Below are 9,357 nucleotides of genomic sequence, written 5' to 3'. Positions count from 1 at the left end.
GGTATTCACGACCATTTCTTCTTCCTTGGCGGAGATTCGATTAAAGGCATCCAAATGGCAAGCAGACTCACGCAAGAGGGCTGGAAGCTCGATATGAAGCTGCTTTTCCAATATCCAACGATTGCGGAGCTTCGCCCATATATCGAAGAAGCGGACCTTCTCACAGCCGATCAATCACCTGTGGAAGGAGAGGTCATTTTAACACCAATTCAGCGCTGGTTCTTTGAACGGAACTTCAGCAGCCAGCATCATTGGAATCAGTCCGTTATGCTCCATGCGGCAAATGGTTTGGATGAAGCGCTTGTCAAGCAAGTGCTCGAGCAGATGATGACCCATCATGATGCTTTGCGATTGGTTTATCCGATAGAAGAAGGACGCATCATCCAGCGTCATCGTGGAGTAGACGAAAACGATGTAGCGGTGGACGTGATAGAAGTACAAGGAGAACGATCACAGCAAATCGAGCACGTAGAAAAGCTGGCAAATGAAGTGCAGGCGAGTATTTCTTTAACAGAGGGACCGTTAGTCAAACCTGCGATTTTCCGTACGGATCATGGAGATCACTTATTGCTCGTTGTACATCATCTTGTCATTGATGGTGTGTCATGGCGTATTTTCCTTGAAGACTTCATGGCTCTTTATGAGCAGGCGAAGCGTGGGGAGGAGCTGACACTTCCTGAAAAAACACATTCATTCCAAGCATATGCCCAGAAGTTGACGGAATATGCAGTGTCAGATGAGCTGCTGGCAGAAAGGGACTATTGGAAAAAGGTACTTGGGCATTTAACTGCACCTCTGCAAAAGGATCATGTTACAGAGGATCAAAGAATGCTGCATACAAAAACCATTCGCTTTACGCTGTCTGAGGAAGAAACACGCAGTCTACTGACAGAAGTACATGAGGCGTACCATACGGAAATCAATGACATTTTGCTAACCGCTTTAGGATTGACCCTGAAAGAGTGGACAGGAGAAGACAGACACTTTATTCACCTTGAAGGACATGGAAGGGAAGACATCCTTCCGGCGGTCAATGTGTCGCGGACCATCGGCTGGTTTACGAGCATGTATCCTGTGCTACTTGATTTGTCGCATGCGGAGGATCTTTCGTATCAAATCAAGCTTTTGAAAGAAGAGCTCAGACACATTCCGAACAAGGGAATCGGCTATGGCGTTTTAAAATACTTAACGCCTGACAAAATGAAGGACGGTCTCGCATTTGATGTCACGCCAGATATCAGCTTTAACTATCTTGGTCAGTTTGATGAACAGATTGGCGGGGGTGAACTAAGTCGATCCACTTGGCAGGCAGGTCAATCATTAAGTCCAGAATCAGAGAAACCTCATGCATTAGATATTGTTGGTTTCATAGAACAGGGCATGTTCCATATGACGATTTCATATCACCAGCTTGAATTCGAAGAGCAAACGATGGAACAGTTCAAGGACCTTTTAGAAAAGAACGTGAAGGCACTCATCTCACATTGTGTATCACAAGATGAAGCGCAAATTACGCCTAGTGATGTAGGAGACGATGACCTGACCATGGATGAACTTGAAAAGCTAATGGATATATTTTAAGCAAACGAAGAGGTGGACTATGAGCAAACAGAAGATTCAAAAGGTATATCCTTTAACACCAATGCAAGAAGGCATGTTATATCATGCCATGCTAGACCCTAATTCGTCCTCTTATTTCACACAGCTGGAGCTTGGAATAAGAGGGGAGTTTGATCTCGATCTTTTTGAAAAAAGTCTCAATGAGCTCATCGGCACATATGACATTCTCCGTACAGCCTTTGTCTATCAGCAATTACAGAAGCCTCGTCAGGTTGTACTGGCAGAGCGCAATCTAGATGTGTATAGAGAGGATCTATCTCACCTGAATCATCAGGAACAGCAAAAGGTACTAGATCAATATAAAAAGCAAGTGAGAAAGCAAGGCTTCCATTTAACGAATGATTTGTTATTGAAGGTCGCTGTTTTTCATCTGAATGAAACAAACTGGCATCTCATTTGGAGCAACCATCACATCATCATGGATGGTTGGTCCATGGGAGTTTTGATGAAGAAATTGTTTCATTACTACGAATCTTATCGGAACGGCAAAACGCCGGATCGCTCACAAGGAAAACCTTATGCAGATTATATTCAGTGGCTTGGCAAGCAAAATCAACAAGCAGCGGAAGGCTATTGGAAGGATCGCTTAGACGGTGCGATTCAGCATCAAGGGCTTTTGCAGCAAAAAGAAGCGAACGGACAATATGACCATCAGGAATGGACGTTCACATGGGATGCTGAAATGGTCAGCAGCATTCAAGAGATCGCAAGGAATTGCCAAGTGACAGCACCAAATCTATTCCAGGCTGTTTGGTCGGTTCTTTTAGGCACTTACCATGCTACAAATGATGTCACTTTCGGAACAGTCGTATCTGGAAGGCCGCCAAGTGTTGCTGGTATTGAACAGATGGCAGGGCTTTTTATCAATACAATACCGGTCAGGGTAGAAATGGATCAGGAAGACACCTTCAAACAGCTGTTTCAAAAAGTTCAGCAGCATGCGCTGGAAGCGGAAAACTATGATTTTATGCCGCTTTATGACATTCAGCAACAGACAGCTGCAGGAGGACAACTCTTCGATCACTTGGTCGGGTTTGAGAACTATCCTTTAGATCAAGAGCTATCTGGTGACACCATGTCGGAACGTCTAGGGTTTTCCATTGATGTAAAAGACGGATTTGAACAAACGAATTTCGATCTAAATGTCCTCGTATATCCAGGTGAAACATGGACATTGAAAATCAAATACAATGCGGTGGCTTTTGAGGAAGAGGTCATTGAAAAAATATCGAAACACCTGACCAACCTCATGAAGCAGATCATCGAGAATCCGGAAGTTCGCCTTCATGACGTGACGTGTATCACCGAAGAAGAAAAACAGCAGATTGAAGCATGGAACAAGACAGAACGAGATTATCCAAAGCATCTGTCTATCCCTGAGCTTCTGAAAGAACGCATTCAAACGCAGCCAGACCAGCTGGCGTTAGTCGAAGGAGAGCGGGCATTCACCTATGAAGAACTCGGCCAGGAAATCCATCGTGTGGCGGGTCATTTGGTTGACAGCGGAGTGAAACAAGAAGATGCCGTCGCAGTGTATATGAATCGATCTGCTGAAGCAGTGATCGCCATTTTAGCGGTTCTTCAAGCAGGGGCTGCTTATGTACCAATTGATCCAGCCCAGCCAGAGGATAGAATCCGCTTTATGCTTGAAGACAGCGGTGCATCCGTTTTGCTCTATGCGGACAGCCAGCCGCCAGTTCATGAAAGCATCCAAGCCGTTCATGTGTCGGACATATCGAATCATTCCAACGGACCATTCGAAGTCGAGACCTCTCCTTCGCAATTGGCGTATATCATGTACACGTCGGGGTCAACCGGCCAGCCAAAAGGTGTTCAAATTGAGCATCAGCATATTGTCAGATTGGCTTGTTCTCAGGAGACACTGGGCTTGAACAAGTCGGATCGTATGGCACATACAGGAGCAGTCAGCTTTGATGCCATTACCTTTGAAATTTTCACCACACTGATGAACGGTGCAACGCTTTATCCTGTTGACCGTGACACGTTATTGGACATCAACCGGTTTGAACGCTTTATCCAAACGAATCAAATCTCGTCGCTCTTTTTAACGACAGGTTTGTTTAATCAACTCGCTCAGCAGCGACCGCATATGTTTAAAGGATTGTCCAAATTGATCACAGGCGGTGATGTGATCAATGTGAAAAGTGCAGAGCTTGTGAAGAAATATCATCCATCACTTGTTTTACTGAATGCGTATGGCCCAACAGAAAACACCACCATCTCAACCATTTATGAGGTGAGAGGGGATGAAACGGGCACGATTCCAATTGGTCAGCCGATCAATCATTCGTCCGCTTACATTTTAGATGACAATCAAAGACTTCAGCCAATTGGTGCGCCAGGAGAGCTGTATGTCGGCGGTGACGGTGTCTCAAGAGGATATCTCCATCGTCCAGAATTAACAAAGCAAGTATTTATCGCTGATCCTTTCAAGGCAGAAGGGCGTTTATATCGAACAGGAGATTTGGCTAGGTACGGTTCAAATGGTCAAATCGAATTCCTCGGACGGACAGATGATCAAGTGAAAATCCGTGGTTTCCGTATTGAGCTCGGTGAAATTGAAACGATTCTTCAACAAGAGCAGGGGATCGATGATGCGGTTGTGCTCATCCATGCGTCTCCTTCAGAAGAAAAAGAAATGACCGCTTACTATACGGGAACGATCAGAGAAGAAGAGGTGCGGGCTTTATTTCATCAAGCACTGCCAGCATATATGGTACCTCATCACGTCATGAAGCTAGATGCTTTTCCGCTTACCGCAAACGGAAAGGTTGATCGAAAAGCTTTACCAACGCCTGACGAAGCTGATCGTGAAGAAATCAGGATCATTCCACCTGAAACTGAGACGGAAAAGGCGCTTGCTCAAATTTGGGAGGAACTGCTTGGGAAAGCGGTGGGAATAGATGAGCATTTCTTCATGACTGGCGGACATTCACTCAAAGCAATGATGATGTCAGCCAAAATCCAAGAAGTGTTCCAAAAGGAAGTTCCGATTCAAGTGATATTCGAAAAGCCAACGGTTCGATCGCTTGCGTCATACATTGACCAGGACGGTCAAGAAGAACAAGGACATCCGATCTTACCGGCAGCGAAGGCGGAGGACTATCCAGTGTCACCAGCTCAGCGGCGCTTATACATTTTACAAACACTTGAACCTAAGAGTACGAACTATCATATTCCGATCGTATTAACGCTTGAAGGTACGCTCGATCATCAGCGGCTCACCTCAGCATTTGATGAGTTGATTCAAACGCATGAAATCTTAAGAACGAGTTTTCATATGAAAGGCGAGAACATCGTCCAAAGGGTACACGAAAGAGCGGCATTTGATCTCCCTGTCCATGATGTAAAGGAAGAAGAGGCCGAGGCATTTCTTGCTGAACGTCAGGCGCCGTTTGATTTGACAGCCGCTCCCCTCCTGCGGGCACAGCTGCTCAAAGTGAGTGACGACCGTCATCTTTTAGTTCTGGAAGCACATCACCTGATTACAGATGGCAGTTCCATGAAGACGTTCATTCAGGATTTGGCGAAAGCCTATGATGGAGAGGCACTTGCAGAAAGAGCCATTCATTATAAAGATTACGCTGTCTGGCAGTTAAGTGAAGAAGAAACAGAGAAACAGCGTGCGCATGAAGCGTATTGGCTGAAGCAATACGAAGGAGATGTACCGGTTTTAGATTTGCCGACAGACTACCCGCGTCCAGTGGAACGTGATTTTTCTGGAGAACGGGTGATGTTTGGCTGTGATCAAGCGACAACTCAGCGTATTCATGAACTGCTCAAGAATACAGATACGACGCTGTACATGTTCTTGTTATCTGCATTTCAAGTGCTGCTCGCATCCTACAGCGGACAGGAAGATATCATTGTCGGATCTCCAGTTGCGGGGCGAACACATCCAGATATTCAGGACATGCCAGGGATGTTCATCAATACCATTGCGATGCGCGGAAAACCGGAACAAACAAAGTCATTTTTACAGCTGCTTGAAGAAATAAAAGAAACGAGTGTAGATGCTTTTGCACATCAAAGCTATCCGCTCGAAGAGTTAATCGCGCGTCTGCCGCTTGATCGTGATACAACCCGAAGCCCGCTCTTTAGTGTTTCGTTTAATATGCAGAACATGGATGTTCCTGCACTAAAGCTCGGCAATCTGAACATTTCGCCTTATGCAATGCAGCACCGATCCGTCAAATTTGATCTGTCTCTAGAAGCATTTGAGCGTGAGGGAGAAATAAAACTAAGCCTAGACTATGCAACGGCATTATTTAAAGAGGAAACCATCCGTCGGTTCGGAACACATCTTCTTGCGATTATTCGTGAGGCGGTCCAGCATCCGAATGAACAAATTGGCTTGTTCAACCTCTTGGATCAGCATGAGCAAATGGAGCGGCTGGAGAAAAGGGATGGAGAACAAACAGGTCAACATGAGCCGTACCATGTGCAATTTTCACGTCAAGCCATGGAAACGCCTGATGCCATTGCGGTGATGGATGGTGAAAGGAAGCTGACCTACCGTGAACTGGATCGCATGTCCAATGCTCTTTGCAGTGAGCTGAAGATGCAAGGCGTAGAGAAAGAAAGCACAGTCGCACTTATTCTTGATCGCTCTGTCTATGTCATTGTCTCGATACTAGGTGTAATGAAAGCGGGCGGTGCATTTGTACCAATTGATCCAGCTTTTCCTGCGGAACGTATTCGTTACACATTAAAAGATTCAGGGGCAAAAGTCATTGTGGCTAATGAGTCTCTTGGCGATTCCTATCAGCATCTCAAGTCGATTCAGGTCGTACATGTGGAGAAAGCCGTCCAACGAAACGATTCTCTAGACCTCCCGGACGTATCGGTTGATCAACTGGCTTATGTGATTTACACATCTGGAACAACAGGGAAGCCAAAGGGTGTACAGCTCACGCATCGTAATCTATCACACTACGTCAATTGGTTGATACATGAAGTGACTTTACAAGAATGCGATCGAACGGCACTCCTGTCTTCTTATGCATACGACCTTGGTTACACAAGCATTTTCCCGGTTCTAAAAGCAGGCGGGACACTCTATATTCCTCGTGAAGACGTGTATACAGACCCTGTACGTCTCATGCGTTTTATTGATGAACAAGAGCTGACTTATATCAAAATGACACCATCCTTATTTCATATGATGGCAGATTCAAAGGGTTATACATTTGACGCTTTACGGCTTGTGGTATTGGGAGGAGAACCGATTGTCTCTGAAGATGTTGAGACATTTATGAAGCAGCATCCATGCGTGGCAGTAATGAACCATTACGGTCCGACAGAAACAACGATTGGTACAGTGAGCAAGCTAATGACACCGCATGAGCTGGATGCTTTAAAGGAGCGTTCTATCATCGGAAAGCCTATTGCTCATACAAGAGCGCTCGTATGCAATCGTGAGCAGCGCCTTGTCCCTTATGGCGCACCGGGTGAGCTCTACATTTCAGGTGATGGTGTTTCAAAAGGTTATTTGAATCAGCCTGAATTAACAGCAGAGCGTTTTCTTGAAAATCCTTATTTCCCTCAAGAGCGGATGTATCGAACGGGAGATTTGGTTAGACAGCATGCAAATGGGGAGATTGAATTCCTTGGAAGAGTAGACGATCAAGTGAAAATTCGCGGTTATCGAATTGAGAAACAAGAAATTGAGCATGCCGCACGTGCCCTTTCAACCATTCAAAAAGTGTATGTCAAAGTGATCAACACGTCTCGTTTACCGGAGCTGGCGTTATATTATACAGCACCTGATCACATTGGAACGCTGACATTTAGAGAAAAGCTTTCAGAGACACTGCCGGATTACATGATTCCTACTTATTTTGTCAAAGTGGATAATATGCCGCTGACGCAAAACGGAAAAGTAGATGTGAAATCTCTGCCGCTTCCTCATGAGGCACATATGAATCGCACGGCACATGCAGCACCAGAAACGGCGCTTGAGCAGACGCTTTGTGATATTTGGTCAGATGTTCTTGAGATTGAAAAAGTCGGCATTGATGACCATTTCTTTGAATTAGGCGGGCATTCTCTGAAAGGCATGGTGCTCATTTCGAACATGCAAGCCAAACTGAACCAGCATGTTCCACTCAAGGTTCTTTTTGAAAAGCCAACAATACGGGAGATAGCTGCCTATTTGGAAGAAGCTGATGCTTCGCTCGTCACATCCATTCAGCCAGCGGAAAAGCAAGATTTCTATCCAGTCTCTTCCGCACAAAAGCGAATGTACGTATTACAGCAGTTGCATCCAGAATCCGTCACCTACCATATGCCAGCCGTTTTCATGATGGAAGGAAACCTTGATCTGAAGCAGCTAGAAGGAGCAATTCAAGCTTTAATTGATAGACATGAGTCATTGCGAACAGCCTTTGTTGAAATTGACGGCAGTCCCGTCCAAAAAATTTATCGCCGTGTGCCGTTTACGTTACAGATGGTTGAAGTAGAAAGCGATCAGGTACAATCCGTCGTAGACAACTTCATGACCCCATTCTCATTACATCAAGCACCTCTAATGAGAGCGAAAGTGGCAAAGCTGTCTGATGACAAATATGTGTTCATGATGGATATGCACCATATCATCGCAGATGGGGTGACACGCAGTCTGCTCATTCAAGAATTAGCGGAGTTGTATGAGCATAAGACGTTACCGCCAGTTCAATTGCACTACAAGGATTATGCGGTATGGCAGCAAGTGGAAGAGCAGCAAGTAGCACTTGAAAAACAGCGGCAGTATTGGCTGGAGCAATATGCACAGCCGCCAGAAGACTTAGCACTTCCGCTTGATTTCCCGCGGCCTAGCGTGCAGTCATTTGCAGGAGACCGGGTGGATAGATGGCTGTCTGCTGAAAAGGCGCAGCATATCAAAGCGCTCATGGCTGAAAAAAATGTGAGTTTGAACATGGTGATGCAAACGGCCTTTGCCATTCTCCTTCATAAATTGACTGGGCAGCATGACATCGTCATAGGGGCTGTAACGGCTGGACGTACACATGCGTCAATCGAACGGATTCCGGGCATGTTTGTGAATACACTGGCCCTTCGACACGACGTTCAGTTAGAAGAAACTGCAGAGCATCTGCTAGAAAAAATAAAAGATCACAATCTATCAGCTTATGAACATCAAGGATTCCCGTTTGAGGATTTGGTCGCGCAGTTAGACCTTCCGAAAGACACGAGCCGCAACCCGTTGTTTAGTGTCATGATGACAACGGATGAGCGTGATCTGACGTTACCGAATTTGAATGGACTTACGCTTTCACACAGACAGCAAGAAGCCGTTCAGGCAAAGTTTGATTTAACGCTCGGCATCTTTGAGGAACAAGATCAAATGGGCTTGCGCTTTGAATATGCAGCGGCACTATTTAAAAAGAGTACCATTCAGCGATGGAGTCAATATTTTGAGCGAATCATAGACGAAATGCTTGTGAAATTGAATCAGCCGATCTCAACCATCTCCATCTTAACCAAAGAAGAAGAGCGACATCTGCTTGATGAATGGTCAGGACCTATCCTAAATGTCCCGACAGATCAAACGGTTCATGCATTGATTGAGGCGAGGTCACAAGAAGTACCTGATCAAAAAGCCGCATCCTTCTGCGGGTCAAGCTGGACGTATGAAGAACTGAACAACCGGGCGAATACAGTCGCCGCAAGACTTATGTCCAGCGGCACAAAACCGGGAGACCGCATCGGCATTCT

Annotated in this window: 2 protein-coding genes; both read left to right on the top strand. The window is 45.6% G+C overall.

From position 1 onward, the window contains the following. A partial coding sequence (locus FXF70_RS18890; protein ID WP_262368882.1) for a condensation domain-containing protein occupies positions 1-1,581 on the top strand: 1,581 nt, incomplete at its 5' end. A gap of 19 nt (positions 1,582-1,600) precedes the next feature. Then, positions 1,601-9,357, top strand: a 7,757-nt coding sequence (locus tag FXF70_RS18885) for a non-ribosomal peptide synthetase (protein ID WP_148780896.1), incomplete at its 3' end; no start/stop codon positions are given.

Origin of the sequence: Bacillus sp. Y3, from assembly GCF_008123875.1 — a bacterium.
Taxonomy (GTDB): Bacteria; Bacillota; Bacilli; order Bacillales; family Bacillaceae; genus Bacillus; species Bacillus altitudinis.
This window is presented reverse-complemented; position numbering and strand designations above follow the sequence as displayed.